Source organism: Kitasatospora sp. NPDC088264 (assembly GCF_040685715.1).
In the GTDB taxonomy this organism is placed as follows: Bacteria; Actinomycetota; Actinomycetes; order Streptomycetales; family Streptomycetaceae; genus Kitasatospora.
Genome location: NZ_JBFBIR010000029.1, coordinates 13,810 through 39,421, shown reverse-complemented (window position 1 = coordinate 39,421; position 25,612 = coordinate 13,810). Strand labels below are relative to the sequence as shown.

24 protein-coding genes are annotated in these 25,612 nt (G+C 73.3%); 4 read left to right on the top strand and 20 right to left on the bottom strand.

Going from position 1 to position 25,612, the window contains the following annotated elements:
- Positions 1-145 precede the first annotated feature (145 nt).
- The 4 genes from smc to AB0O82_RS22425 all read right to left on the bottom strand — a co-directional run bounded on the left by smc (position 146) and on the right by AB0O82_RS22425 (position 6,372).
- On the bottom strand, positions 146-3,796 hold the full coding sequence (gene smc, locus AB0O82_RS22440) for a chromosome segregation protein SMC (RefSeq protein WP_363585730.1): 3,651 nt from the start codon (positions 3,794-3,796) through the stop codon (positions 146-148).
- A gap of 190 nt (positions 3,797-3,986) precedes the next feature.
- Complete coding sequence (locus AB0O82_RS22435) at positions 3,987-4,190, bottom strand: hypothetical protein (protein ID WP_063347689.1); 204 nt, start codon at positions 4,188-4,190, stop codon at positions 3,987-3,989.
- Between the two features lie 402 nt (positions 4,191-4,592).
- Positions 4,593-4,892, bottom strand: a complete 300-nt coding sequence (locus tag AB0O82_RS22430) for an acylphosphatase (RefSeq protein ID WP_350882923.1) — start codon at positions 4,890-4,892, stop codon at positions 4,593-4,595.
- A gap of 121 nt (positions 4,893-5,013) precedes the next feature.
- Positions 5,014-6,372 carry a hypothetical protein gene (locus AB0O82_RS22425; protein ID WP_363585729.1) on the bottom strand — a complete coding sequence of 453 codons (1,359 nt, stop codon included), beginning with the start codon at positions 6,370-6,372 and terminating at the stop codon, positions 5,014-5,016.
- 293 nt (positions 6,373-6,665) lie between these two features.
- On the opposite strand from AB0O82_RS22425, the gene AB0O82_RS22420 reads away from it, so the two are divergent.
- The gene (locus AB0O82_RS22420) at positions 6,666-7,586 is read left to right on the top strand and encodes a hypothetical protein (protein WP_363585728.1); all 921 of its coding nucleotides are present in this window, start codon (positions 6,666-6,668) and stop codon (positions 7,584-7,586) included.
- Between the two features lie 31 nt (positions 7,587-7,617).
- Here the strand turns inward: AB0O82_RS22420 and mutM are convergent, their stop codons facing one another.
- The 10 genes from mutM to AB0O82_RS22370 all read right to left on the bottom strand — a co-directional run bounded on the left by mutM (position 7,618) and on the right by AB0O82_RS22370 (position 17,567).
- Positions 7,618-8,496 (bottom strand): bifunctional DNA-formamidopyrimidine glycosylase/DNA-(apurinic or apyrimidinic site) lyase, encoded by an 879-nt coding sequence (mutM, locus tag AB0O82_RS22415; RefSeq protein ID WP_363585727.1) that lies wholly within the window; start codon positions 8,494-8,496, stop codon positions 7,618-7,620.
- Between the two features lie 51 nt (positions 8,497-8,547).
- A complete protein-coding gene (rnc, locus tag AB0O82_RS22410; RefSeq protein WP_350882931.1) occupies positions 8,548-9,339 on the bottom strand; it encodes a ribonuclease III in 792 nt (263 codons plus the stop codon).
- A 20-nt stretch (positions 9,340-9,359) separates the two neighbouring features.
- On the bottom strand, positions 9,360-9,533 hold the full coding sequence (gene rpmF, locus AB0O82_RS22405; RefSeq protein ID WP_030056747.1) for a 50S ribosomal protein L32: 174 nt from the start codon (positions 9,531-9,533) through the stop codon (positions 9,360-9,362).
- A gap of 2 nt (positions 9,534-9,535) precedes the next feature.
- Entirely contained in the window at positions 9,536-10,180 is a 645-nt protein-coding gene (locus tag AB0O82_RS22400) for a DUF177 domain-containing protein (protein WP_063347695.1), read from the bottom strand.
- A 172-nt stretch (positions 10,181-10,352) separates the two neighbouring features.
- Positions 10,353-11,564 (bottom strand): cell division initiation protein, encoded by a 1,212-nt coding sequence (locus AB0O82_RS22395; protein WP_363585726.1) that lies wholly within the window; start codon positions 11,562-11,564, stop codon positions 10,353-10,355.
- A gap of 206 nt (positions 11,565-11,770) precedes the next feature.
- Entirely contained in the window at positions 11,771-12,262 is a 492-nt protein-coding gene (coaD, locus tag AB0O82_RS22390; protein ID WP_363585725.1) for a pantetheine-phosphate adenylyltransferase, read from the bottom strand.
- Positions 12,263-12,311: 49 nt separating this feature from the next.
- Positions 12,312-12,896 (bottom strand): 16S rRNA (guanine(966)-N(2))-methyltransferase RsmD, encoded by a 585-nt coding sequence (rsmD, locus tag AB0O82_RS22385; RefSeq protein WP_363585724.1) that lies wholly within the window; start codon positions 12,894-12,896, stop codon positions 12,312-12,314.
- Positions 12,897-13,028: 132 nt separating this feature from the next.
- Positions 13,029-13,562 (bottom strand): hypothetical protein, encoded by a 534-nt coding sequence (locus tag AB0O82_RS22380; RefSeq protein ID WP_363585723.1) that lies wholly within the window; start codon positions 13,560-13,562, stop codon positions 13,029-13,031.
- Between the two features lie 105 nt (positions 13,563-13,667).
- Positions 13,668-15,884: an ATP-dependent DNA helicase RecG gene (gene recG, locus AB0O82_RS22375; protein WP_363585722.1), complete on the bottom strand. Its 2,217-nt coding sequence runs from the start codon at positions 15,882-15,884 to the stop codon at positions 13,668-13,670.
- 51 nt (positions 15,885-15,935) lie between these two features.
- Positions 15,936-17,567 (bottom strand): DAK2 domain-containing protein, encoded by a 1,632-nt coding sequence (locus tag AB0O82_RS22370; RefSeq protein ID WP_363585721.1) that lies wholly within the window; start codon positions 17,565-17,567, stop codon positions 15,936-15,938.
- A 299-nt stretch (positions 17,568-17,866) separates the two neighbouring features.
- On the opposite strand from AB0O82_RS22370, the gene rpmB reads away from it, so the two are divergent.
- Positions 17,867-18,052 (top strand): 50S ribosomal protein L28, encoded by a 186-nt coding sequence (gene rpmB / locus AB0O82_RS22365; RefSeq protein ID WP_014138233.1) that lies wholly within the window; start codon positions 17,867-17,869, stop codon positions 18,050-18,052.
- 177 nt (positions 18,053-18,229) lie between these two features.
- Here the strand turns inward: rpmB and thiD are convergent, their stop codons facing one another.
- From thiD to AB0O82_RS22350, 3 genes are all read right to left on the bottom strand, one after another.
- Complete coding sequence (thiD, locus tag AB0O82_RS22360) at positions 18,230-19,075, bottom strand: bifunctional hydroxymethylpyrimidine kinase/phosphomethylpyrimidine kinase (protein ID WP_363585720.1); 846 nt, start codon at positions 19,073-19,075, stop codon at positions 18,230-18,232.
- A 65-nt stretch (positions 19,076-19,140) separates the two neighbouring features.
- Complete coding sequence (locus AB0O82_RS22355) at positions 19,141-20,166, bottom strand: ATP-dependent 6-phosphofructokinase (RefSeq protein WP_363585719.1); 1,026 nt, start codon at positions 20,164-20,166, stop codon at positions 19,141-19,143.
- Between the two features lie 197 nt (positions 20,167-20,363).
- Positions 20,364-21,329, bottom strand: a complete 966-nt coding sequence (locus AB0O82_RS22350) for a thiamine-phosphate kinase (RefSeq protein WP_363585718.1) — start codon at positions 21,327-21,329, stop codon at positions 20,364-20,366.
- 205 nt (positions 21,330-21,534) lie between these two features.
- Here AB0O82_RS22350 and AB0O82_RS22345 point away from each other — a divergent pair, with 205 nt between their 5' ends.
- Together AB0O82_RS22345 and AB0O82_RS22340 are read left to right on the top strand one after the other, a co-directional pair.
- Positions 21,535-21,768: an Lrp/AsnC ligand binding domain-containing protein gene (locus tag AB0O82_RS22345; protein ID WP_363375953.1), complete on the top strand. Its 234-nt coding sequence runs from the start codon at positions 21,535-21,537 to the stop codon at positions 21,766-21,768.
- Positions 21,769-21,788: 20 nt separating this feature from the next.
- A complete protein-coding gene (locus AB0O82_RS22340; RefSeq protein ID WP_363375955.1) occupies positions 21,789-22,307 on the top strand; it encodes a DUF3515 domain-containing protein in 519 nt (172 codons plus the stop codon).
- Between the two features lie 67 nt (positions 22,308-22,374).
- Here AB0O82_RS22340 and AB0O82_RS22335 read toward each other — a convergent pair whose 3' ends face one another.
- The 3 genes from AB0O82_RS22335 to AB0O82_RS22325 all read right to left on the bottom strand — a co-directional run bounded on the left by AB0O82_RS22335 (position 22,375) and on the right by AB0O82_RS22325 (position 25,443).
- On the bottom strand, positions 22,375-23,520 hold the full coding sequence (locus AB0O82_RS22335) for a D-alanine--D-alanine ligase family protein (protein WP_350882957.1): 1,146 nt from the start codon (positions 23,518-23,520) through the stop codon (positions 22,375-22,377).
- A 100-nt stretch (positions 23,521-23,620) separates the two neighbouring features.
- The gene (locus AB0O82_RS22330) at positions 23,621-24,604 is read right to left on the bottom strand and encodes an NAD(P)H-dependent glycerol-3-phosphate dehydrogenase (RefSeq protein WP_079135606.1); all 984 of its coding nucleotides are present in this window, start codon (positions 24,602-24,604) and stop codon (positions 23,621-23,623) included.
- A gap of 14 nt (positions 24,605-24,618) precedes the next feature.
- On the bottom strand, positions 24,619-25,443 hold the full coding sequence (locus tag AB0O82_RS22325) for a lysophospholipid acyltransferase family protein (protein WP_350882958.1): 825 nt from the start codon (positions 25,441-25,443) through the stop codon (positions 24,619-24,621).
- Positions 25,444-25,612 lie beyond the last annotated feature (169 nt).

The following is a 25,612-nucleotide window of genomic DNA, read 5'->3' as shown; positions in this document are numbered from 1 at the left end:
GCGGCACCGGTCAGGGCTTGGCCGTCATGAGGTCGTCAAACGGCTGAACGAGAAGCCCCCTCGCGAGCGAGGGGGAGGAGTCACAACCGCTCCAGTATCCGTGATCGGAGCGTCCGGGAGCATCTGCCCGGGCCAGGCCGGTGGATCAGTCTGTCGACCCGGAGACAACAGCCTCGTCGCGCCGCCGAGGAGGCATCGGGCGCGCCCTTCGCTCCCGGCGCCCCTCGCGCAGCCGCTGGCTGATCACCTGCGAGATGCCGTCGCCCTTCATGGTCACGCCGTAGAGGGCGTCCGCGGACTCCATGGTCAGCTTCTGGTGGGTGATCACGATCAGCTGGGAGCTCTCCCGCAGCTCCTCCATGATCCCGACCAGCCGGCGCAGGTTGGTCTCGTCGAGCGCCGCCTCCACCTCGTCCATCACGTAGAACGGACTGGGCCTGGCCTTGAAGATCGCCACCAGCAGTGCCACCGCGGTCAGCGAGCGCTCGCCGCCGGACAGCAGCGACAGCCGCTTGACCTTCTTGCCCGGCGGGCGGGCCTCCACCTCGACGCCGGTGGTGAGCATGTGGTCGGGGTCGGTCAGCACCAGCCGCCCCTCGCCGCCGGGGAACAGCCGGGCGAAGACGCCCTCGAACTGGGCGGCGGTGTCGTGGTACGCCGAGGCGAACAGCTGCTCGACCCGCTCGTCCACCTCCCGGACGATGTCCAGCAGGTCGCGCCGGCTGCGCTTGAGGTCGTCCAGTTGCTCCCCGAGGAACTGGTGGCGCTCCTCCAGCGCCGCGAACTCCTCCAGCGCCAGCGGGTTGACCTTGCCCAGTTGCTGGTACGCCTTCTCGGCCGCCCTGAGCCGCTTCTCCTGCTCGGCCCGGTCGTACGGGCGCGGCTCGCCCGGCTCCCGTCCTTCTTCCGGGGTCGACGGCGGGACGGGCTGGTCCGGCCCGTAGGTGGCGAGCAGTTCGCCGCCGTCGATGCCGAACTCCTCCAGCGCCCGGGCCTCCAGCTGCTCGATCCGCAGCCGCTTCTCGGCCCGCAGCACCTCGTCCCGGTGGCCGGCGTCGACCAGTTTGTCCAGTTCCTCCTTGAGACCGCGGCCGTGCTCGCGGTGCGCCCGCAGTTCGGTCTCGCGCTCGGCGCGCGCCTGCTCGACCGCCGCCCGCCCGGCGTCCGCGCGGGACAGCGACACCTCCAGGCAGGCCAGCAGCTGTCGGGCGCCCGCCGCGACGGCGTTCGCCACCCCGGCGTCGTGCTCGGCGCGTCGGCGGCGCTCGGCGGCCCGGGCACGCGCCTCGCGCTCGGCGCGGGCGGCCCGGTCCAGCTGGTCCGCCCGGCCGGCGAGCGCGCGGACCCGCTCCTCGTGGGTGCGCACCGCGAGCCTGGCCTCCAGCTCGGCCTGCCGGGAGCCGGTGGCGGCCTCGGCCAGCCGCTGCTGCTCGGCGGTGTCCGGCTCGTCCTCTCCGGAGTCCTGCGAGTCCTCGGCCGCGGCCAGGCGTTCGGCCAACTCCTCCGCGGTGGCGAGGAGTTCCGCCAGGCCCTGGTCGGCCCGCGCGGCGGCGGCGGACAGCCGATCGGCCTCGCCGGCGGCGGCCCTGGCCTGCCCGCCGAGGCGGCCGAGCGTGCCCGCCACCTGGGCGCGCTCCTTCTCCTGCCGCCGCCGCTGCTCGGCGAGTTGCTCCACGGCGGCGTCCGACTCCCGCCGCTGCTCGGCGAGTTCGGCCAGGCGTGCGGCCGACTCGGTGCAACGGAGGGCGAGTTCGGCGATCGCCCGGGCGGTCTCCTCGACCGCCGCCCGGATCTCCAGCAGGCTCGGCACACCGTCGGAGCCGCCCTGCGCGAAGTCGGCGCCGAGCCGGTCCCCGGCGGCGGTGACGGCGGTCAGCCCGGGGTGGTCGGCGACCAGCCGCAGCGCCTCGTCGAGGGTGCCGACGACCGCCACCCGGGCCAGCAGGCCCCGCACGGCACCGACCAACCCGGCCGGCCCGTCGACGAGTTCGGCGGCCCAGCGGGCTCCTTCCGGCAACTCTCCGACGCCGGCGAGCGGTTCACCGGCACCCCCGATCGGCAGCGCGGCCCGGCCGGCACCCTCGATCAGCAGCGCGGCCCGGCCGGCGTCCTCGGCACGCAGCAGCCGCAGCGCCTCGGCGGCGGTGCCGGGCGAGTCGACGGCGATCGCGTCGGCGGCCGCGCCGAGCGCCGCCGCCACCGGCACCTCGTACCCGGGGGCGATCCGCAGCAGCGCGGCCGCGGGGCCCCGCAGTCCGCTCAGCCGCTCCCCCGCGTCGAGCAGGGCGCCGGTGCCGTCCTTGCGGCGCAGTCCGAGGGAGAGCGCCTCGTGCCGCGCGGTGAGCCCGGCCCGTTCGCGCTCGGCGGCGCCGGCCGACTCCCGGGCGGCGGCGAGGTCGCGTTCGACGGCGGCGAGCCGCTCCCGGGCCTCCTGGTGGGCGGCCTCGGCCCGCTCGTCGTCCCCGGCGGGGCCGCCGACCTGCCGCTGGAGCTCCTCGTACTCGGCCTGCGCGGCCTCGGCCCGCAGCAGTGCCTCGCCGCCGGCCTCGGTCAGCCGGCCGATCTCGGCTTCGGCGGAGGCCGCCTTGGAGCGGGCGGCGGCGGCCTGCCCCTGCAACCGGGCCAGGCCCTCCCGGCGGTCCGCGATGGCCCGGGCGGCGTCCCGCAGCCGACGTTCCTCGGTGGCCAGCCCGCGCTCCAGTCCACTCCTGCGTTCGACCGCCTCGGCCAGCGCGTACTGCGCCTCCTCCAGCGCCTCGGCCAGCGCGGCCTCGTCCTCGCGGACCCGCGCGGCCTCCCGCTCCAGTTCCTCGGGATCGCGGCCGCGCCGCTCCTCGGCCTGCCCGCCCGCGGCGGCGTGCCGGGCGCGGGCCTCGGCCAGCCCGATGGTGCCGCGGGTGCGCTCGGCGAGCGCGGAGAGCCGGTACCAGGTCTGCCGGGCGGCCTCCAGGCTCGGGCCGAGCTGCTGGACCTGCGCCTCCAGCACGGCCTCGCGCTGGACGACACCGGCCAGCTCCTGCTCGACGGTGGTGCGGCGCAGCCGCAGTGCCAGCTCGTCGGCGATCTCGGCCTCGACGGCCTGCCGGAGGGCCAGCAGGTCGTCGGCGAGCAGCCGCAGCCGGGCGTCGCGCAGGTCGGCCTGGATGCCGGCGGCGCGGCGGGCGATCCTGGCCTGCCGGCCGAGCGGTCCCAGCTGGCGGCGCAGTTCGGCCACCAGGTCCTGGACGCGGTTGAGGTTGACCTGCATCGCGTCCAGTTTCCGCAACGCCTTCTCCTTGCGCTTGCGGTGCTTGAGGACGCCGGCCGCCTCCTCGATGAAGGCGCGGCGGCCCATCGGGTCGGCGTGCAGGACGGAATCCAGCTGGCCCTGGCCGACGATGACGTGCATCTCGCGGCCGATGCCGGAGTCGGAGAGGAGCTCCTGGATGTCCAGCAGGCGGCAGGTCTCGCCGTTGAGCGCGTACTCGCTGCCGCCGTTGCGGAACATGGTCCGAGTGATGGTCACCTCGGAGTAGTCGATCGGCAGGGCGCCGTCGGCGTTGTCGATGGTGAGGCTGACCTCGGCCCGGCCGAGCGGGGCGCGCCCGCTGGTCCCGGCGAAGATGACGTCCTCCATCTTGCCGCCGCGCAGCGACTTGGCGCCCTGCTCCCCCATCACCCAGGACAGCGCGTCGACGACGTTCGACTTGCCGGAGCCGTTCGGGCCGACCACGCAGGTGATGCCGGGCTCGAAGCGCAGGGTGGTGCTGGAGGCGAAGGACTTGAACCCGCGCAGCGTCAGACTCTTCAGGTGCACGCGGCCGGTCTCCTCGTCGCTCGCCAGGGCCCAGGGCCTGTCGTCAACGGCGACTGTATCCCCGGCGGGCCGCGAGCCCCGGGCCCGGACACGACGAAGGGACGCCACAACCGGGCGTCCCTTGCAAGCTGCGTCCCTTTCGGAGCGGCTCAGTGCACAGCGGCGTCGATCTGCGAGGACCGGGCGGGACTCAGGTGAGAGCCGGCTCCCGCTGATCCAGATCGATGCTGTTGAGCAGCGAGTGCCCGTCAGCGACAGCGGCGAGCGCGTCGTTCTCGGCCTGCATCCGAAGGAGCTCGGATTCAAGGTCCTGGACGCGCTGCTGAAGCCGTCGCATCTCGGAGAGCATTCGCGGGTCGGGGCCGCCGACGTACCCGAGAAGCGCCTTTGCCATGATGAATGGTCCTCCACGCTGAGTGACCGAACCGGAACGGTACAGGTCTAGGGGGAAGGGGGACGCACGCGCGGCGCGTCACCGGTAGTGCTGGCTGGGCACTTACGGCACAACCATCGTGAGCTGGGCTCACGAGGGCAGGCGCCTGCCGGGAAAACGCGGTCGTGTGCGCGGGTTTCCAGCGTCTCACCAAAGACGGAAAGGGTCAACACGATCACCGCACGCTACCGCGACCCTGTCACCTGCCTGGCGGTGTCGTCACGCCTGGGGGCCTCGGGCCGGGTCCACCAGCTGCTCGTGGATCATCGTTCGATGCGGAGTCAACCACGAGTCTGCCCGAATGGCAACCGCATGACACCGGCAGTTGCGGATCAGTTCCGGCCCGCGCGGGTGTGGCCGGGCTCAGCGGATCTCGAAGCCCTCGTAGCCGGGGCCCACGGCCGTCCAGATCTCGGTGACGCCGCTGACCTCGCCCGGGGTGTCCGGGCCGCGCAGCAGGTCCAGCAGCAGTTCGCAGTCGGCGGCCAGGCCCTCGGCGACCACCTGCACCCGGCCGTCCCCGAGGTTGCTCGCGTAGCCGGTCAGGCCGGTCTCCAGCGCCCGTGCCCTGGTCCACCAGCGGAACCCGACCTGCTGGACCTTCCCCCGGACCCAGGCGGTCACCCGGACCGGTTCCTCACTGTGGGCGTCGCGACCGTGCATGCCCCGAGCCTAACCAACGCGACGGACGGTCACAGGTCCACGGGGCCGTCGACCACGCGGAGCGGCCCCGCCGGAGGAGGTCCGGCGGGGCCGCAGGGGTGTCGCGGTGGGGCTCAGCGGGTCACCAGTCGCCGCCGCCGAAGTCGCCGCCGCCACCGAAGTCCCCGCCACCGAATCCGCCGCCGTCGCCGAAGCCGCCGCTGAAGTCGGAGGAGTTGAAGTCGGCGCCGGTGAAGTCGCCGCCCTCGTGCTGGTCCTGGTAGCCCTGGTCCATCATCGGCGCCGCGGCGTAGGCCGGGCTGCTGATCATCGAGCCGAGCATGGTGCCGACCAGCAGGCCCGGCAGCAGGCCGCCGCCGAATCCGCCGAAGTAGCCGCCCGCCCAGGGGGCGTAGGCCGGGCCGGCGTTCCAGTACGGCTGCGGGCCGTGCTCGGTCTCGACGGTACGGATGGCCGGGTCGAGGCCGGAGGCCAGCCGGTCCGCGTCGGACCGGCAGACCGGGACGGTGCGGGCGGCGCCGTCGGCCGGGGCCCAGTCGACGTCCTTGACCGACGGGCCGTGGCGCGGGTCGAAGAAGCACGGGGGACGGCGCTCGGGCACCGGGCGCTTCTCCCGCCGGGCGGCCAGGGTGGCCAGCGCGAACCGGCCGTCCTCCAGCGCCTCGGTGACCGGCTTGACGTCGTCCGGCCGCTTGGCCTCGTCCATCAGCCGCTTGGCCTTCTCGTACGAGTCCAGGGCGTGGGTGTAGTCGGTGCGCTGGGTGTCGTCGGCGCCGGTCGCGGCCGGGTTGAAGTCGAGCCGGTCCAGTTCCTCGCCGAAGGCGGTGATGTCCTCGTCGACCACCCGGCGCAGCTGCTCCAGCTCGGCCCGGGCCTGCTCCTCCTTGCGCGTCTTGGCGCGGCGGAAGAGGAGGAAGACGCCGGCGCCGGCCAGCGCGAGCAGCACGACCGGGATGACCACCCAGGCGATCGAGGTGCTGTGGTTCACCCCGGTGCCCTTGGCCTGCGGGGCGGCGCTGTCGACGAACTCGTTCAGGGTGGCGTCGATGTCGCCGTTGTGGGAGCGGAAGGCGGCGCCGGCGATCCGCTCGGCACTGCCCTGCGCCATCGCGCCGCGGTCTGCCTTGGCCGCGAACTGGTCACCGCGCCAGATCGCGTAGGCACCGTCGATGCCGACCTTGGTGCGCAGGTCGTTGAAGACGGTCCGCTCGCCGTAGGGGGCGCTGGCCGGGACGACCGCGACGAAGATCGGCTTGTCGGCCTTCTTGATCTTCTCGGTCAGGGCGTCGGCCTGGCTCTGGCTGAATCGGCTGGTCATCGCCGGGTCGACGTAGACCCGACCCTGCTTCAGGGTGGAGGCCGCGTCGTCCAGCCCGCCCGCGGCCGAGGCCGTCGGTGCGAGCAGGAGCAGCAGCCCCAGCAGCGCCGCCACCAGGGCAAGCGGCCCGGCGCCCCGGGAACGTCGTGCAAGGGTTCTCATGCCCTCGACGCTACCCCGACGGGCGTCAAGGCACGGCATACCCTTCGCATACTGGTAGTGACAGGATTCCCCGCCGACCGCCGGGGCCGCACCCCTCCTCGGGGATGATGTTTCCCCCACTCGCCCCTGACGCGGGTGGTGCGCGGGAACTGCGGCCGGCGCCCGGACGTACGTCCCGGCGGGCCCAGGGTGTTCCGGGCGGTGCGCCGACCGTACCGCGCGGACGGGCATAGTGGTCCCGGACCACTGGTCCCATTACCTGTTCTTGACCCATCTCCCGATCGGAGCACCCGGTGATCATCGGCCTCGTCACCGCCGTGGCGGCATCCGCCTGCTACGGCACCGGCTCAGTCCTCCAGGCCGTCGGATCCCGCCGTTCCGCGCGCGAGGAGGCCGCCAAGGGCGCCGCCGGCGCCACCACCGAGCACGGCGGGCCGAGCCTGTCCTCCACCGCGAAGGCTGCCGTCACCTGGGAGTTCATCGTCGGCACGGTGCTCGACCTGATCGGCTTCGGGCTGGGCGCGCTGGCCGCGCGGCTGCTGCCGCTGTTCCTCTCGCAGACCATCATCAGCGCCAACCTGGTGATCACCGCGGTGCTGAGCATCAAGCTGCTCGGCATCCGGCTCAAGCAACTGGAGTGGGCCTCGATCGGCGTGCTCTGCTCGGCGCTGGTGCTGCTGGCCGTCTCGGCCGGCCCGGAGGGCGGCCACCACGCGTCGATGTCCTTCCACTGGGGCCTGCTGCTGGTCACCACCGTGCTGCTGGTCGGCGGCGGCCTGCTGGTGCGGCGGATGGGCTCCAAGGGCGCGATCGTCGCCGGCCTGCTCTCCGGCCTGGGCTTCGGCGCGCTGGGCGTCGGCGTGCGCATCCTGAACGGCATCGACCCGTTCGACGTCGCCAAGCTGCTCTCCGACCCGGCGCTGTACGCGATCCTGGTCGGCGGCCTCGGCGGCATGTACGTGCACACCGTGGCGCTGCAGATCGGCTCGGTGAACGGCGCGACGGCGGCGCTGGTGGTCGGCGAGACGGTGCTGCCCGGCGCGATCGGCGTCCTCTGGCTCGGCGACTCCTCCAAGTCCGGCCTGGGCTGGCTCGGCGTGGTCGGCTTCCTGCTCGCGGTGGTGTCCGCGGTCGGGGTCGCCTACTTCGGCCAGGACACCCACGGCTCCCCCGGCGAGGCGGCCGCCGACCAGCCGGAACTCGCCAAGCACTGAGCTCCCCGGCCCCCGTTTCCGGCCCTCGCTGTCAGCCCCCGCTGCGGGCCCGCGGCACCCGCTGGCAGCGGGGGCAGAAGTAGCTGGAGCGGTTCATCCAGGCGGCCCGCCGGATCGGGGTGGCGCAGCGGCGGCAGGGCTCGTGCTCGCGGCCGTACGCGTCGAGGTCGCGGGAGAAGTAGCCGCTCTCGCCGTTCACGTTGACGTACAGGCTGTCGAAGCTGGTGCCGCCGACGGCGAGCGCCGCCGTCATCACCTCGCGGGCGTTCGCCAGCAGTTCGGCGGCCTGCGGGCGGGTGAGCGTCGCGGTCGGGCGGTCGTAGTGCAGCCGGGAGCGCCAGAGCGCCTCGTCGGCGTAGATGTTGCCGACCCCGCTGATCAGCGTCTGGTCGAGCAGCGCCCGCTTCACGGTGGTGCGCTTGGCCCGCAGCGCGGCCGCGAAGGCGGTGTCGTCGAAGCGCGGGTCGAGCGGGTCGCGGGCGATGTGCGCGATGGAGAGCGGCGTGCCCTCCGGGTCGCCGTCCTCGGCCTCCTCGACCGCGAGGCCGCCGAAGGTCCGCTGGTCGACGAAGCGCAGTTCGCGCCCGCCGTCGGTGAACCGCAGCCGCACCCGCAGGTGCGTCTCGTCGGGTACGGACGGGTCCTGGACGAGGAGTTGGCCGCTCATGCCGAGGTGGCCGATCAGCGAGAAGCCCGCGCCGGACCCCGCCAGCGGCACCCACAGGTACTTGCCGCGCCGCTGCGCGGTGCCGAGGGTGGTGCCGGTCAGCCGGGCGGCGAAGTCGGCGGCGCCGGCGGGCTGGCGGCGCACCGCGCGCGGGTGCAGCACCTGGACGTCGGCGACGGTCCGCCCGGCGACCCAGTTCGCCAGACCGCGGCGGACGACCTCGACCTCGGGAAGTTCGGGCACGGGAACAGGCCTCCTGCGGAAGGGATCAGCAGGAGGAAGGCTACTGCTCCCTCACGCCCCGGCGGGCAGCCGGTCGGCGTACTTCTCCTTGATCGCCCGCCAGGCGCTCTCGGCGGCCTTCTGCTCGGCCTCCTTCTTCGAGCGGCCGACGCCGCTGCCGAAGTCCTCGCCGGCCACCCGGGCCGCCGCGGTGAAGGTCTTCTCGTGGTCCGGACCGGACTCCATGACCACGTACTCGGGCACCCCGATGCCCACCGAGGCGGTGAGCTCCTGGAGGCTGGTCTTCCAGTCCAGGCCGGCGCCCAGCTGGGAGGACTCCTCGATCAGCGGGTCGAACAGCCGGTGGACGAACTCGGTGGCCGCGTCCAGACCCTGGTCCAGGTAGACGGCCCCGATCACGGCTTCGACCGTGTCGGCGAGGATCGACGACTTGTCGCGGCCGCCGGTGCCCTCCTCGCCCTTGCCGAGCCGGATGAACGTGCCGAGTTCCAGTCCCCGGCCGACGTCCGCGAGCGCGCGGGAGTTCACCACCGCGGCGCGCAGCTTGGCGAGCGTGCCCTCCGGCACGTCCGGGTGGACGCGGTAGAGGGTGTCGGTCACCACGAGGCCCAGCACCGAGTCGCCGAGGAACTCCAGGCGCTCGTTGGTGGGCAGACCCCCGTTCTCGTACGCGTACGAGCGGTGGGTCAGGGCACGCACCAGAAGGGCGCGCTCGAGCGTGTACCCGAGGCGCCCTTCCAGGACGTCGTATTCGGTCGAAGCCGGCCCACCGGCCTTGCCACCGCCCGAAGAGGAACCCTTCGGGGCGGAGGACGCCTTGCGGGTGGAGTTACCGTCCGACATCGATCCGTGCACCCCGCCGATCAGACCGAGAGGACCTGGCGACGGTTGTACGTGCCGCAGCTCGGGCACGCGATGTGACCCAGCTTCGGCTCGTGGCAGCGGTCGCACGCCACGAGGGCCGGAACAACGGCCTTCCAGTTGGACCGACGGTGGCGCGTGTTGCTGCGCGACATCTTCCGCTTCGGAACAGCCACGGCTACTTCTCCTGGTTCTCGGCGAGACCCTCACGGGTGTCGCTGTTCTTGATCCCGTCACCCTCGTCGCCGGGGGCGGCGGAGAGTCCCTGCAGAGCCGCCCACCGGGGGTCGGCGGCGTCGTGGTGGTGCGTCGGGTCGTCGCTCAGGCGCGCTCCGCACTCGGAGCACAGACCCAGGCAGTCTTCCTGGCACACCGGCTGCAGCGGCAGTGCGAGCACCACCGCGTCACGCAGCACCGGCTGGAGGTCGAAGAAGTCGCCCTCCAGGCGGTAAGTATCTTCTTCCGAGTCCTCGTCGAGGTCCTCGGCCCCGGCGGTCCGGGCGCGGTGACGCTCGTCGGACTCCGGGTAGTAGTACAGCTCCTGGAAGTCGACGTCGAGGTCGTCCTCGACGGGCTCCAGGCACCGGGCGCACTCGCCCTCGACCTGGGCCTCGGCGGTGCCGGTGACCAGCACGCCCTCGACCACGGACTCCAGGCGGAGCTCCAGCCGGAGCTCGCTCTTCTCGGGGACGCCGATCACGTCGATGATCCCCAGGCCCGCGGGGGCCTCCAGAGTGCGGGACACCTTGCGCAGCGAGCCCGGGCGACGTCCCAGCTCGTGCGTGTCGAACACGAGGGGGTCGCGGTGGTCGAGGCGGTTCAAGGTGTCCTGACTTCCATGGGGAATCTTCGATCGCGGTGCCACCGCACCAACGGTGCGCGGGCAAGCCGACAGTCCGACACGAAAAGGCCGGAGTGGTCAGCCTACCGGAGTCTCCCGCCAGGCCCAACTTCGCTCCCGTCAGGAGCTTCCGCCGGGCCCGCGCGGGGCCGGCTCAGCGGCCGCCCAGCTCCCGGAGCCGGGTCATGTCGATCATGCTGGTGTCGAAGAAGCTGGTCTCGTCCAGACCCGGCTGCTGCTGCTGTTGCGGCACCGCCGGCGGGGCGGCGGGCTGCTGCGGGTAGGTGTAGGCGTCGTACTGCTGCGCGCCGTAACCCGGCTGCTGCTGCTGCGGATAGCCGTAGTCCCCGTGCTGCTGCTGGGCCGCGTAGTCCGGGTGCTGCTGCTGCGGGTAGCCGTCCGCGGCGCCCTGCTGCTGGTGCCCCCACTGGGCACCGTACGGGTCGCCCTGGCCGGCCGGGTCGTAGCCGCCGGCGTACACCTCGGCGTACTGCCCCTGCTGCTGCCCGCCCTGCTGCTGGGCGGCCGCGTACTGGTCGACGCCCGGCGCCTGCCAGCCCGCCGCGGCCGGGGTCTGCTCCGGCCAGGTCTGCTGCTGCGGGACGTCCTCGCGGTACCAGGCGATGTCGTCGCCGTTGGCTTCGGCGTCGGTGGCGAAGCCGGCGGCCACCGCCTCGGCGCGCTCCTTGGCCTGCTGCGCCTCGTCGGCGGCGGCCAGGTAGGCGCCCAGCTCGTCGATCGGCCGCTTGCCGAGCAGCTTGTCGCGGCCCTTGCCGACGGCCTCCAGGGTGGCGCTGAGGACGTTCTCCAGCGTGGCGAGCTTCACATCGACGTACTCGTCGACCTCGGGGCTGGGGGTGATCCGCTGCGGCTGGAACTCCTCGCCGTCCGTCTCGCCGTCGAATTCGGTCTCGAAGACGCTGGAGTCACCGCGCAGCTTGGTCCGGCCGCGGCCGACGGCGCCGAGCGTCTTGGTCAGCACGACCTCGAAGTTGGCGAGCTTGCTGTCCACGTAGTCGTCGGCCTCGGCACGCTTGGCCTCGGTCTCGCCACGGGCCTCGGCGAGGATCCGGTCGGCCTCGGCCTGGGCCCGGCGGACCACCTCGGTGTCCGAGATCAGCGAGCCGCGCTCGGCGTGCGCACCCTGGATGATCCGGTCGGCCTCGGCCTGGGCCCCGGCCACCACCTGCTCGTGGTCGGCCATCATCGACTGGGCCTGGGCGAGTTCGGCGGGCAGCTCCGCCTTGAGGGCGTTGAGCAGGCCGATCAGTTCGGCCCGGTTCACCACGCAGGAGGCCGACATCGGCATCGAGCGGGCGTTCTCGACCGCCGCGACGATCTCGTCGACCTTGTTCTGCACGTCCACGGGGCTTCGTCTTTCCGTGTGCCGCCGACGGTCCGGCGGAGGCAGGCCCGACGCGGTGAACCTCACCGCAGGGGCAGGAATACAGACTGTACGGCCACCGCGCGGCGTGGTCACAACGCCCGAGCCGAACCGGTCGACCGGGCATCGGACAAGTCATGACGAACCAGCAGAAACGGACGCCCGCCCCGCGATGCCGACGCTCCCGCCTACTGCTGGGCCCTGCGCTCCGCGATCCGCTCGACCAGCCGCCGGTGCACCGTCTCCGGCAGCAGGTGGGAGACGTCCCCGCCGTACGAGGCGACCTCCTTGACCAGCGTCGAGGAGAGGAAGCTGTACGTCGGGGAGGTCGGCACGAACAGCGTCTCCACCCCGGACAGGCCGTGGTTCATCTGGGCCATCTGCAACTCGTAGTCGAAGTCGCTGACCGCGCGCAGGCCCTTGATGATCGCGGGGATCCCGCGCTCCCGGCAGAAGTCCACCAGCAGGCCGTGGTACGACTCGACCACCACGTTCCCGAAGTCCGCGGTGACCTCCTCGATCAGGCCCATCCGCTCCTCGACGCTGAACATGCCCTGCTTGTTGCGGTTGATCAGGACCGTGACATGCACGACGTCGTACAGCTTCGAGGCCCGCCCGATGATGTCGAGATGACCGTTGGTGATCGGGTCGAACGAACCGGGACAGACGGCGCGGCGCATGGCGTGGGTGCTCCCTCGTGGGGTGACGGCTGCTGCGGGCCTCGGCCCGCTACTCGTGCTGACTGGTCTCGGCGGCGGCGCGACCGTACCAGAGCGTGCCCTCGCCGTAGCGGCGCGAGCGCAGCACCTCGAAGCCCTCGGGCCAGCCGAAGTCGCCGCCACGGGTGCTGCGCTCCACGGTGACGAGTGCGTCCTCCGCGAGCCAGCCCCCGGCCAGGAGTGTGATCAGCATCTCGCGCAGCTCGTCGTCCGTCACGGCGTACGGCGGGTCGAGGAAGACCAGGTCGTACGGGGTCTGCGGGGGCGGGCCCGCGATCACCTGCTCGGCCCTGGCGGCCTTCACCTCCACGCCCGGCAGGCCGATCGTGCGGACGTTCTCCCGGATCACCCGGGCCGCCTGGCCGTCCGCCTCGACCAGCAGGACGTGCTCGGCGCCGCGCGACAGCGCTTCCAGGCCGACCGCGCCCGATCCACCGAACAGGTCGAGCATCCGGATCCCGTGCAGGGTGCCGCGCAGCGCCTCCAGGGTGGAGAACATCGCCTCACGGGCCTTGTCGGAGGTCGGGCGGGTGCCCCGGCCTGGCGGTACGGCCAGCCGGCGGCCGCCGGCCAGCCCGGCGATCACGCGGGTCATGGTGGGGGAAGGTCCTTTCGTCGCTGCCCGACCACGCTATACGGGTCGAGGCCCCACCGACGGATCGGTGGGGCCCCCGGGTCACGGCTCAGCCCGCCCCGGAGCCCGCCTCAGCCGGCCCCGGGGCGCGTCTCAGCTCGCCTCGGAGCCCGCCGGCGGGGTCGGGACGGCCGCGCCGAGCAGCGCCGGCGAGGCGTAGCGGGACCAGGACAGGCAGCCGTCGGGCGGGCAGAACTCGGGGCGGCGCGGGTCGTGCCCGAGCTCGCGCAGCTTGGTGCGGACGGAGTCGGGGGTGCGGCCGAAGCGGGCGGCGATCCGGGCGACGGTCTCGCCGTCGTGGAAGCGCCGGACCAGCTCCTCCTCGTGCTGCGGGACCCAGGGGGCGCCGTGGCCGGGGTACAGCTCGCGCAGCACGTCACGGTCGGGGATGGGCTCGGAGACGTCGGCGACGATCGCCAGCGCCCGCAGCGCGCGGTTGAGCGCGATCCGCAGCGAGGCGACGTCCTCGACCGGCAGGCGGAGCTTGCCCGAGGCGAGCGGCTGGGCGGCCGCCCCCTCGCGCCAGCCGGTCAGGGTGAGGGTGACCTCGCGGTCGTCGTCGCTGGCGAGTTCGATCCGGAAGACCTTGTCGCCCAGCGGGAGCTCGTTGAGATGACGGAATGCCATGGCAGGACCCCCAAATGTCGTGCCAGGTACGCACCTTGGGGGTGCGCCCTGAACACCTTCATTCTCTCGCGGGGGTCTGACAATTCCGGGGCCGGCGGCGGCCGCTCAGCCCTTCTCCATGTAGGCCGCGCGGTCCTCGTCGAGCAGGCTCTCCAGCGCGGTGCGCAGCTCCGGGTGGGCGGTCAGCTCGCGGTCCTCGGCGACCAGCCGGGTGGCCTCCGTCCTGGCGGTGAGGATGACCTCCTCGTCCTCCAGCACCGAGAGCACCTTGAGCGAGGACTTCACCCCGGACTGCGCCTGGCCCAGCACGTCGCCCTCGCGGCGCTGTTCGAGGTCGATCCGGGACAGCTCGAAGCCGTCCAGGGTGCCGGCCACCGCGTCCAGCCGGGCCCGGGCGGCGCTGCCCGCGGGCATGTCGCTGACCAGCAGGCACAGGCCCGCGGCGCTGCCGCGGCCGACCCGGCCGCGCAGCTGGTGGAGCTGGGAGACACCGAAGCGGTCGGCGTCCATGATGACCATCGCGGTGGAGTTGGGGACGTTGACGCCGACCTCGATGACGGTGGTGGCGACCAGCACGTCCACCTCGCCGGCCGTGAAGCGGCGCATCACCTCGTCCTTGGCCTCCGGGGCCAGCCGGCCGTGCAGGATCTCCACCCGCAGGCCCTGCAACGGCCCCCCGACCAGCTTCCCGGCGGTCTCCACCACCGAGAGCGGGGGCCGCCGTTCGTCGCTCCCGGCACCGGCGTCGGCGACGTCCTCCAGGTCCTCCTCGGCCGCCTTCCGCTTCTTCTTCGGCTCGGCGGCGGGCTCCTCGTCCCCGATCCGGGGGCAGACCACGTACGCCTGGTGGCCCTTGGCGACCTCCTCGCGCACGCGCTCCCAGGCCCGGGCGAGGAAGTTGGGCTTCTCCAGCGCGGGGACGACGTGGGTGGAGATCGGCGAGCGGCCGGCCGGCAGCTGGTCGAGGACGGAGGTCTCCAAGTCCCCGAAGACGGTCATCGCGACGGTGCGCGGGATCGGGGTGGCGGTCATCACCAGCAGGTGCGGCGGCTGTTCGCCCTTGGCGCGCAGGGCGTCCCGCTGTTCGACGCCGAAGCGGTGCTGCTCGTCGACCACGACCAGGCCGAGGTCCTGGAACTGGACCTTGTCCTCGATCAGCGCGTGGGTGCCGATGGCGATGCCCGCATCTCCGCAGGCCATGTCGAGCAGCGCCTGGCGGCGGGCCGGGACGCCCATGGAGCCGGTCAGCAGCACCACCCGGGTGCCGAGGTCGGAGCCGCCGAGCATGCCGCCCTCCGCCAGGTCTCCCATCATCTCGACGATCGAGCGGTGGTGCTGCTGGGCCAGCACCTCGGTGGGCGCGAGCAGCACGGCCTGGCCGCCCGCGTCGACCACGGCGAGCATGGCGCGCAGCGCGACCAGGGTCTTGCCGGAGCCGACCTCGCCCTGGAGCAGCCGGTGCATCGGGTGCTCGCTCGCGAGATCGGCGGCGATCTCGGCGGACACCTTCTGCTGGCCCTCGGTGAGGGTGAACGGCAGCCGGGCATCGAAGGCGTCCAGCAGGCCGCCCGCGCGGGCCCTGCGCGGGACGGCGGGCAGCGCGGACTCGGCGGCCCGGCGCTGGGCCAGGGCGACCTGGAGGACGAAGGCCTCGTCCCAGCGCAACCGGCTCTGGGCGAGCTCGCGGTCGGCCTGGCCGCGCGGGCGGTGGATCAGCTCCAGCGCCTCGGGCAGCGGGATCAGCCCGTGCCGCTCGCGCAGTTCGGCGGGCAGTGGCTCGCCGACGTCGCCCAGGTGCTTGGTGAGGGCCGTCTCGACGCAGATCGACAGCTTCCAGCTGGGCATCTGCGCGCTGGCGCCGTAGACCGGGATCAGCCGGCCGGCGAACTGCCGGGCGGCGTCCGACCCGGCCTCCTCGTCGAGCAGCTGGTAGTCCGGCGAGACCAGCTGGCGGCTGCGGTTGAAGACGCCGACCTTGCCCGCGAACAGGCCCTGGGCGCCGGACTTGAGCTCCTTCTGCCGCCAGCCCTGGTTGAAGAAGACCAGCGAGAGCCGGCTGCGGCCGTCGGTGACGACGACCTCCAGCCGGTCGCCCTTGCGGCCGCGGAACGGGATCAGGGTGACCTTCTCGATCCGGGCCAGCACGGTGACGTGCTCGTCGATCTCCAGCTCGTCCAGGCTGGTGAGCTGGCCGCGCTCGACGTAGCGGCGCGGATAGTGGTGCAGCAGGTCCCCGACCGTGCGCAGCTTGAGGCTGTCGGCGAGCACCTTCGCGGTGCGGTCGCCGACGAGTTTGGTCAGTGGTTCATCGAGAGCGCCCATCAGGCCCCTGTTTACACCACGGGGCCGACATTCCGGGCTCCGCGGCGTGCCCTACTCCACCCCGATGAGCAGCGGCGCGGACTCCTGGCCGCCGTGGAAGACCACCGCGTCGACCTCGGGCCGCCGGTGCCGGGCGTGTGCCACCAGGCGGTCGGCGAGCGCCTCGTCGGCGCCCTCGCCGAGGACCAGGGTGACGAGTTCGCCGCCTGCGCCGAGCATCCGGTCCAGCACGCTCGCCCCGACCTCGGCCAGCCCGGTGCCGATCACCGCGACGTCGCCGTCGATCAGGCCGAGCACGTCCCCGGCCTGGCAGACCCCGGCCATCGTCCAGGACTCCCCCTCGGCCACGGCGAGTTCGGCGTACCGGGTGGCACCTGCCGCGGAGGTCATGGCGACCACGTCCTCGTCGAAGCGGCGCCCGCCCTCGTGCACCGCGAGCGCCGCCAGGCCCTGCACCGGCGAGCGGGTCGGCAGCACGGCGATCCGCACGCCCTCCTCGCGCAGCTGGTCGGCGGCGGCCCCGGCGGCGGCGCGCAGTTCGGGGTCGTTGAGCAGCAGGACGACCTCGCGGGCGGCCGAGCGGCGCACGGCGGCGGCGAGTTCGGCACTGGCCGGCGGGCGGTCCGGGTCGGCGTGCAGGGCGACGGCGCCGGCCTGCTCGCACAACTCGGCCAGTCCCCCGCCGGACACCACGCAGAGCACCGCGCGGGCCCGGTCCCGGCGTTCGCCGCGCTCGGCGGCGCTGCCGGCCCGGGCGGCGGCCTCGGCGAAGTGCGTGATCCGGATCTGGTGCGGCCGCCCGGCCTCGACCCCGGCCTCGACGGCGGCGCCCGCGTCGTCCACGTGGACGTGCACGTTCCACAGGCCGTCGCCGCCGCCGACCACCAGGGAGTCGCCGAGCGCGCCGAGCCGCTCGCGCAGCGTGGGCAGGGCCTCGTCGGGCGCGTCGAGCAGGTAGATCACCTCGAACGCGGGGTGGCCGGGGCCCGGCGGCCTCAGGTGCACCGCGCAGCTGTCGACCTCCCGGACGTCCCCGCGCAGCGCGACCGGGCCCATCGGCTGCTGCCCGGCGACGGCGTCGGCGAGCGCGCCGAGCACGGCGACCAGGCCGCGTCCGCCGGCGTCCACGACCCCGTTCTCGGCCAGCACGGCGAGCTGTTCGGGGGTGTGCCGCAGCGCGTCCCGGGCGGCCCGGTAGGCGGTGTCGGCGACCTGCGCGAGCCCGTCCCCGGCCCGGACGGCCTCCCGGGCGGCGACCCGGGCGACGGTCAGCAGGGTGCCCTCGACGGGCTCCGCGACGGCCTGGTAGGCGGAGTCGGCGGCCCGTTGCAGGGCGGCCCGCAGCTGGTCGGCGCCGCCGCCCTCGGCGAGCGTCTCGGCGGTGCCGCGCAGCCATTGGGCGAGGATCACCCCGGAGTTGCCGCGGGCGCCGACCAGCGCGCCGCGGGCCATCGCCCGTGCGGTGTCGGCCAGGCCGGGGGCCGGGTCGGCGGCGGGGTCGGCGAAGCGGCTCTCCACCTCGGCGGCGGCGGACTCGACGGTCAGGTAGAGGTTGGTGCCGGTGTCACCGTCCGGGACGGGATAGACGTTGAGCGCGTCGATCTCCTCGCGGGCCTGGCCGAGCGCACGCAGGGCGAGCTGGCACCAGGTGCGCACGGCCGGGGCGTCGAGCGTGTGCAGCACCAGGTCTCCTCCGGGTGGGACGCCGCGACGGCCTGCGGGGCAGCAGCACGGCCAAGGCCGCGGCGAGGGGTGATACCGGCAGGTTATCGGGGGCCGGGGAGGGTCGCCCGGACCGGCGACCGGAGCGATCACCCTGCCGGACATGGTAGTTTCGTTGAACCGGAACAGGCGTTGTATGCTCTTCCGGTTGCCTGGAACAATCCAGGCTCACCCCTCGGTCCGGTCAGGTTCACGCGAGTGCTCCGCTGGTCCAGCGGGGTTGTCGAACGTAAATGATCTGAAGTCTTGGAGTGACTCCTGTGGCTGCCAACTGCGACGTCTGCGGCAAGGGGCCGGGCTTCGGCAACAGCATCTCCCACTCGCACCGCCGTACCCCCCGTCGTTGGAACCCCAACATTCAGACGGTGCGCGCTGTGATTGGGCGGACGCCGAAGCGGCTCAACGTCTGCACCTCGTGCATCAAGGCCGGTAAGGTCTCGCGCTGACGCGCAGACCGGCATGCCGGTCCTCCAGTGAAGCCGGTTCATCCTCGGATGAACCGGCTTCACTGTTTTTCCGCCGCGCTTTCCGGCCGCTGATTTCCCGCCGGCTTCCCGCCGCACCCGTGTTCCCCGCCACATCCGTGGTGGTGGGCGGGCCCGGGGGCCCGCCCACCGGCCGGGTCAGCGCCAGCGCCAGGCGTGGTCGACCGGGCCGATCCCGGCACCGAGCGCGAAGCCGCCGGCGATCGCGCCGGTGATGTAGGCCTTGGCCGAGCCGACCGCCTCCGGCAGCGACTCGCCCTTGGCCAGCCCGGCCGCGATCGCGCTGGCCAGGGTGCAACCGGTGCCGTGGGTGTGCCGGTTGTCGTAGCGCGGCGCCCGGTACCAGTGCACCTCGCCGGGCCCGCCGTAGAGCAGGTCCGCGGCCTCACCCTCCAGGTGGCCCCCCTTGACCAGCGCCCAGCGCGGCCCGAGGTCGAGCAACGCCTTGGCGGCGTCCAGCATCTGCCCCTCGTCCTCGACCGTCCGGCCGGTGAGCTGGGTCACTTCGTGCAGGTTGGGGGTGGCCAGGGTGGCGACCGGCAGCAGCCGTTCGCGGACGGTGGCGACGGCCTCGGCGGCCAGCAGGGCGTCCCCGTGCTTGGAGACGCCGACCGGGTCGACGACCACCGGGGCGTCCACCCCGGCCAGCAGTTCGGAGACGGTCTCGACCAGTTCGATCGAGGCGAGCATGCCGGTCTTCACGGCCTGCACCCCGATGTCGTCGACCACGCTGCGGAACTGCGCCCGGACGGCCTCGGCGGGCAGCTCCCAGTAGCCCTGGACGCCGAGCGAGTTCTGCGCGGTGACGGCGGTGATCACGCTCATGCCGTGGACGCCGAGAGCGAGCATCGCCTTGAGGTCGGCCTGGATGCCGGCGCCACCGCCGGAGTCGGAGCCGGCGACGGTGAGCACGCGGGGAGGGGCGGTGGAGGGGCCGCGCGCAGCGCGTCGGCCAGGGGCGGGGGTGGGAGACGGGTGGGCCATGAGGTCAACCTACCTGCGCGCGTTCGGAGCGCGGCACCCTACCTGCGCGCGACCAGAGCACGGCCTCAGAGCACGGCCTCGGACTCCACCCAGCGGTCCTCCGGCACCGTCTTCAGCCTGGTCACCGCGTCGGCGATCGGCACCAGCTCGATCCCGGTCCGGCGCAGCGCGGTGAAGTGGCCGAACGCGCCCTGGTGGACGGCCTCGACGGCGTGCCAGCCGAAGCGGGTGGCGAGCACGCGGTCCCGGGCGGTCGGGGTGCCGCCGCGCTGGGTGTGCCCGAGGATGACCGGGCGGGCCTCCTTGCCGAGCAGGTTCTCCAGTTCGTGGGCGAGCCGGTTGCCGATCCCGCCGAAGGTCCGGTGGCCGTACTGGTCGACCTCGCCGTGGTCGAAGCGCATGGTGCCGGGCAGCGGGGCGGCGCCCTCCGCGACGGCGATGATGGCGAACTTCTTGCCGCGGTCGAAGCGGTCGTCGACCATCCGGGCCACCGCCTCGATGTCGAAGGGCTTCTCCGGGATGAGGATGCCGTGCGCGCCGCCGGCCATGCCCGCGGTGAGGGTGATCCAGCCGGTGTGACGTCCCATCAACTCGACCACCATGACGCGCTGGTGGGATTCCGCGGTGGTCTTGAGCCGGTCGATCGCCTCGGTCGCGACGTGCACCGCGGTGTCGAAGCCGAAGGTGGCGTCGGTGGCGTTGATGTCGTTGTCGATGGTCTTGGGCACCCCGACGACCGGCAGTCCGGCGTCGCTGAACAGCCTGGCGGCGGTCAGCGTGCCCTCGCCGCCGATCGCGATGAGCGCGTCGATGCCGATGTCCCGGGCCAGCGTCCTCGCGTTCTCCACCGCCCAGGAGATCCGCTCGCGCTGCACCCGGGCGGAGCCCAGGACGGTGCCGCCGAGGGTGAGCAGGCCGGTGACGTCGTCGTGCGAGACCGGCCGGGTGCGGCCTTCGATCAGGCCGAGGAAGCCGTCCAGGATGCCGACGATCTCGTCGCCGTGCACGTCCGTGCCCCGGTGCACGACGGAGCGGATCACCGCGTTGAGGCCGGGGCAGTCGCCGCCGCTGGTCAGTACACCGATACGCATGACTGGGTGCGCTCCCGCTCGCAGTGGTTCAGACCACCCACACCAGACGGGCGGGCGGGCTCGGTTGTCGCCAGCCTACGCAAAACGGACCCGCGAAGCCCGTGCGCCGCGAGTCCGGGGGTCACGCGCCGCCCGCCGCGCGCCGGTGTCCGGGCGTCACCCGCCGTGTGCCGTACGACAATCGGCGCGGCCGCCCGTCACTCGGCGAAGTGGTCCCAGCCGCCGACCCGGTCCCAGGGCGCGCCGTCCACCGTCACCCGGCCGCTGCGGCTGCCCCGGGGTCGGCCGGTCACCTCGCCCACCACCCGCCAGCGGGCCGGGAGTTGGACCCCGCGCGGGAAGGTCGCCACGATCGCGTGGTCCTCGCCGCCGGACAGCACCCAGACCAGCGGGTCCACCCCGACCGCCTGTCCGATGTCGGCCATCTGCGCCGGGACGTCGAAGTCGGCGGCCTTCAGGTCGATGTCCACCGCGCTGGCCCGGGCCACGTGGCCGAGGTCGGCGACCAGTCCGTCGCTCACGTCGATCATCGAGGTCGCGCCCAACTCGGCGCCGCCCGGGCCCGCGTGGTACGGCGGCTCGGGCCGGCGGTGCGCCTCGACGAAGGCGCGCGGGGAGCGGAAGCCGCGTTGCAGCACGGTGAGTCCGGCGGCCGACCAGCCGAGCCAGCCGGTCACCGCGACCACGTCGCCGACCTGCGCGCCGGCGCGCGTCACCGGCGCGCGCCCCTGGAGGTCCCCGAGCGCCGTGATGGCCAGCGTGACGGTGTCGCCGCGCACCACGTCGCCGCCGACCACCGTCGCCCCGGCCACCTGGCACTCGTCGCGCAGCCCGTCCATCAGCTCGGTGGCCCAGGTGGTGGGCAGGTCGGCGGGGGCGACCAGGCCAAGCAGTATCGCGGTGGGCACCGCTCCCATGGCGGCCACGTCGGCGAGGTTCTGGGCGGCGGCCTTGCGGCCCACGTCGTAGGCGGTGGACCAGTCCCGGCGGAAGTGCCGGTTCTCGATCAGGACGTCCGTGGTGGCCACCACCCGGCCGTCCGGGGCCTTCACCACCGCGGCGTCGTCACCGGGGCCGAGGTCCACCGCGTCGGTGAGCGGCACCCGGGCGGTCAGCTCCCTGATGAGACCGAACTCGCCGAGCTCGCCCACGGTCCCCTGCATCTGCCGTCCTCTCGCATGTCCATCTGAACTCGTCCCCGTCGCGCCCCCGCGCGCAGCGTACGCCCTTCCGGGGTGTCGGGGTCTCCCCTCCCCGGCCCACCGCGCGGTAGCGTGGTGATCAGACTGCCGGTGAGCCCGTTCCCACCCCGACAACCGTCCGGGCGATCACGGCGGCGATCCCCGTAACCGGCCGCCGGAGGTCCCCGTGGTACAGGCATACATCCTGATCCAGACCGAGGTCGGCAAGGCCACCGCCGTGGCCCAGTCGATCTCCGAGATTCCCGGCGTCCTCCAGGCCGAGGACGTCACCGGCCCGTACGACGTCATCGTCCGGGCCGAGGCCGACACCGTGGACGACCTGGGCCGCCTGGTGGTGGCCAAGGTCCAGCAGGTCGAGGGCATCACCCGCACCCTCACCTGTCCGGTGGTGCACCTGTAAGACCCGGCTACCATCGGCGGGTGGCCAGAGAACTCCGAATCCCACGGGCGCTGACGGCACTGCCGGCGCCCGTCCGCTGGCTGGCCCTGCCGCTCGCCCTGACCTGCACGGTCGTCGTGCTGCTCGGCAGTTGGGGCTCCGCCGACGAATCGGTGGCGGCCCCCCGGCCGGGCGGCAAGGCGGCCGAGTACTGCCGCGCGCTGGCCGCGGCCCTGCCGCAGGAGCTGCTCGGCCACGCCCGCAAGGACCCGTCGCCCGCCTCGCCGTACGTGGCCGCGTGGGCCAGCTCGCCCCGCACGGTGCTGCGTTGCGGCATCGACCGTCCGGAGGAACTGGACGGCGAGCACGCCAAGGACTGGTCGCCGACCGTGGACGACGTCACCTGGTGGTCGCAGAAGCTCACCGACGGCGGCTACCGCTTCGTGACGACCATGCGCGCCGCCTACGTCGAGGTGACCGTCCCGGCCGGTGCCGCGGCCAACCCCTTCGACCCGGCCGCCGCCCTCACCGGCGCGGTGAAGGCCACCGTCCCGGGCTGAGCCCGCGAGCGCGCCGAGGAGGGCGGGCCGGGAGCTTCCCGGCCCGCCCTCCGTCGTTCGCGCGCGGCTACCGCAGGCCGGTCGAGCGGCGCAGCGCCGCCTGGAGCAGCCGGTCGATCAGCTCCGGGTAGGACAGCCCGGTGGCCTCCCACATCTTCGGGTAGGCCGAGATCGGGGTGAAGCCGGGCATGGTGTTGATCTCGTTGACCATCCAGGTGCCGTCCTCCAGCAGGAAGAAGTCCACCCGGGCCAGGCCCTCGCAGCCAAGCGCGTCGAACGCGGCCACCGCCTGGCGGCGGATCTCGGCGGTCTGCTCGTCGTCGAGCTTCGCCGGGATCTGCACCTCGGACGAGTCGATGTACTTGGCCTCGAAGTCGTAGAAGTCGAAGCCGTCGCCGACCAGCACCTCGGCCGGGAGGCTGGCCTTCGGGCCGTCCTCGGTCTCCAGCACGCCGCACTCGATCTCGCGGCCGCTCACGCCGGCCTCGATGATCAGCTTGGGGTCGTGCCGGCGGGCCTCCTCGATCGCGGCGTCGAGGTCGGCGAGGTCCTTGACCTTGGTGATGCCCATGCTGGAGCCGGCCCGGCAGGGCTTCACGAACAGCGGCAGGCCGAGCTCGGCGGCCCGCTCGCGCACCGCGGCGCGGCCGGCCTCGCTCTCCCAGTCGCGCGGCCGCACGATGGTGTACCGGCCGACGCCCAGGCCGTGCGAGGCCAGGATCCGCTTGGTGAACTCCTTGTCCATGCCGACCGCGCTGGACAGCACGCCGTTGCCGACGTAGGGCACGCCGGACAGCTCCAGCAGGCCTTGCAGGGTGCCGTCCTCTCCCCAGGGGCCGTGCAGCAGCGGGAACACCACGTCGACCTCGCCGAGGGCCTTGGGGGTGCTCCCCGGCTCGCTCAGGACGACCTCCCGGTCGCCCGGGGCGATCGGCAACGCGACCTGCCCGTCCACGGACTCGGCGACGCCCGGGACGTCCGGCATCCGGCCGTCGGTGATCGCCATCCGGGCGGGCTCGTCGCTGACCAGCGCCCAGCGGCCCTCGGGGGTGATCCCGATCGGGAGCACCTCGTACTTCTCGCGGTCGATCGCCTTGAGCACGCTGCCGGCGGTGACCACCGAGACGCCGTGCTCGGAGCTGCGTCCGCCGAAGACCAGCGCGACGCGCGGCTTCGCAGCGGACGGGTTCGGGGAGGACTGTTCGATGCTCATATCGGGTTTGAGACTACCGTGCGAAGGGTTTCCGGGGCGTCAGCCGCCCCCGACCACCGCCCCGGACCACCGCCTCGCCGTCAGCGCCGCTCGGCACCGCTCAGCGCCGCTCGGCCTTCGCCGAACGGGACATCAGGGCCTGGAGCGCCTCCTGGGTGGGCCGCCCGTTGTGCACGACGTCCACCACCGCCTCGACGATCGGCATGTCGACGCCGTTGCGCCGGGCCAGGTCGAGCACCGACTCGCAGGACTTGACGCCCTCCGCGGTCTGCCGGGTCGCCGCGATGGTCTCCGCGAGCGACATGCCCCGGCCCAGGTTCATGCCGAAGGTGTTGTTGCGCGACAGCGGCGAGGAGCAGGTGGCGACCAGGTCGCCCATCCCGGCGAGCCCGGCGAAGGTGTGCGGGTCGGCGCCGAGCACCTCGCCGAGCCGGGTGGTCTCGGCCAGCCCGCGGGTGATCAGCGTCGCCTTGGTGTTGTCGCCGAGCCCCATGCCGGCCGCCATGCCGACCGCCAGGCCGATCACGTTCTTGACCGCTCCGCCGAGCTCGCAGCCCAGCACGTCGGTATTGGTGTACGGGCGGAAGTACGGCGTGTGGCAGGCCGCCTGGAGCCGCTTGGCGACCGCCTCGTCCGCGCAGGCGACGACGCTGGCGGCGGGCTGCCGGTTGGCGATCTCCCGGGCCAGGTTGGGCCCGCTGACCACCGCGACGCGCTCCGGGCCGACCTTGGTGACCTCGTCGATCACCTCGCTCATCCGCTTGGCCGTGCCGAGTTCGATGCCCTTCATCAGGCTCACCAGCACGGTCTGCGGCTCGATCAGCGGCGTCCAGGCGGCCAGGTTGTCGCGCAGCGTCTGCGAGGGCACCACCAGGACGGCGAAGTCGGCGCCGGCCAGCGCCTCGGCGGCGTCGGTGGTGGCCCGGACGGAGCCCGGCAGCGGCACGCCCGGCAGGTAGTCCGGGTTCTCGTGCGTGGTGTTGATGGCGTCGACGAGTTCCTGGCGGCGGGCCCACAGGACGACGTCGCTGCCCGCGTCGGCCAGCACCATCGCGAAGGCGGTGCCCCAGGAGCCCGTCCCCATCACTGCGCAGCGGGTCACCGGCCGCCCTCCTCGTCGTCGTTGCCGCCCTTGGCGCGCCGGCGTTCGGCGGCGGCCGCGGCGGCGCGGTTCCGGGCGGCCTTGCGCATGTCGTAGCGCTCGGCCGGCGGCTCCTCGCCGCGGACGTCGGCCAGCACGGCGGTGATCGCCGTCATGATGTCCTCGGTGGCGTCGTTGAGCACCTGGGCGGTGAGCTCCTGGCCCCGGTACTTGCTCAGGTCCACCGCGGGCCCCGCCGCCACGGTGACCCGGTGGCGCGGGAAGAGGTTGAACTTGCCCTTCCCGAAGCCCGGACGGCCGTACGGCGGGATGATCTCGTGCGCTCCCCAGTGTGCGACCGGGATGACCGGCGCGCCGGTCATCAGCGCGACCCGGGCGACGCCGCTCTTGCCGGTCATCGGCCACAGGTCCGGGTCCCGGGTGAGCGTGCCCTCCGGGTAGAACTGCACGCACTGGCCGCCGTTGACGGCGTCGATAGCGGCCCGGAAAGCCTGCGCGGCATCGGTGGACTCGCGGAACACCGGAATCTGGCCGGTCTTGCGCAGCATGAATCCGATGAAGGGAATCGAGAACAGCGAGGACTTGCCGAGAATGCGCGGCGGACGGCCGCTGTTGTACTGCCAGTGCGCGTAGATCACCGGGTCGATGATCGAATTGTGGTTCACCGCGGCGATGAAGCCGCCTTCCTTCGGAAGGTGCTCCCAGCCCCGCCAGTCGGGCTTCACCAGCGCGGTCGTCACCGGCTTCACCAGCACGGCCGCGAAGCGGTACCAGATGCCGTAGTCGGCGTTGCCGAACTTGGCGTACGAGCGGCGGGCCACCCCAGGTCCTCCTCATCCGAAGCGGCACGTGGGGTGCCGCGGTCATAACCTCCCGGTGCCGCGCACCGGTACGGGACCGGTGCCCGGGTGACGGGCGCGGAACAGTCTCGCCCGGCTGCTCACCGGCTGTCGAGCGACCGCACCAACCCGCCCGGCAGGCGTGATCAAA

Excerpts from the sequence above, each read along its gene's own strand:
- thiD (WP_363585720.1), bottom strand. The coding sequence starts at position 19,075 with ATGGCCCACCCGTCTCCCACCCCCGCCCCTGGCCGACGCGCTGCGCGC.
- AB0O82_RS22425 (WP_363585729.1), bottom strand. The coding sequence starts at position 6,372 with ATGAGAACCCTTGCACGACGTTCCCGGGGCGCCGGGCCGCTTGCCCTG.
- AB0O82_RS22330 (WP_079135606.1), bottom strand. The coding sequence starts at position 24,604 with ATGGGGACGGGCTCCTGGGGCACCGCCTTCGCGATGGTGCTGGCCGAC.
- rsmD (WP_363585724.1), bottom strand. The coding sequence starts at position 12,896 with ATGACCCGCGTGATCGCCGGGCTGGCCGGCGGCCGCCGGCTGGCCGTA.
- AB0O82_RS22380 (WP_363585723.1), bottom strand. The coding sequence starts at position 13,562 with ATGGCATTCCGTCATCTCAACGAGCTCCCGCTGGGCGACAAGGTCTTC.
- AB0O82_RS22435 (WP_063347689.1), bottom strand. The coding sequence starts at position 4,190 with ATGGCAAAGGCGCTTCTCGGGTACGTCGGCGGCCCCGACCCGCGAATG.
- AB0O82_RS22335 (WP_350882957.1), bottom strand. The coding sequence starts at position 23,520 with ATGAGCATCGAACAGTCCTCCCCGAACCCGTCCGCTGCGAAGCCGCGC.
- AB0O82_RS22350 (WP_363585718.1), bottom strand. The coding sequence starts at position 21,329 with ATGCAGGGGACCGTGGGCGAGCTCGGCGAGTTCGGTCTCATCAGGGAG.
- rnc (WP_350882931.1), bottom strand. The coding sequence starts at position 9,339 with ATGTCGGACGGTAACTCCACCCGCAAGGCGTCCTCCGCCCCGAAGGGT.
- AB0O82_RS22355 (WP_363585719.1), bottom strand. The coding sequence starts at position 20,166 with ATGCGTATCGGTGTACTGACCAGCGGCGGCGACTGCCCCGGCCTCAAC.
- coaD (WP_363585725.1), bottom strand. The coding sequence starts at position 12,262 with ATGCGCCGCGCCGTCTGTCCCGGTTCGTTCGACCCGATCACCAACGGT.
- AB0O82_RS22430 (WP_350882923.1), bottom strand. The coding sequence starts at position 4,892 with ATGCACGGTCGCGACGCCCACAGTGAGGAACCGGTCCGGGTGACCGCC.
- recG (WP_363585722.1), bottom strand. The coding sequence starts at position 15,884 with ATGGGCGCTCTCGATGAACCACTGACCAAACTCGTCGGCGACCGCACC.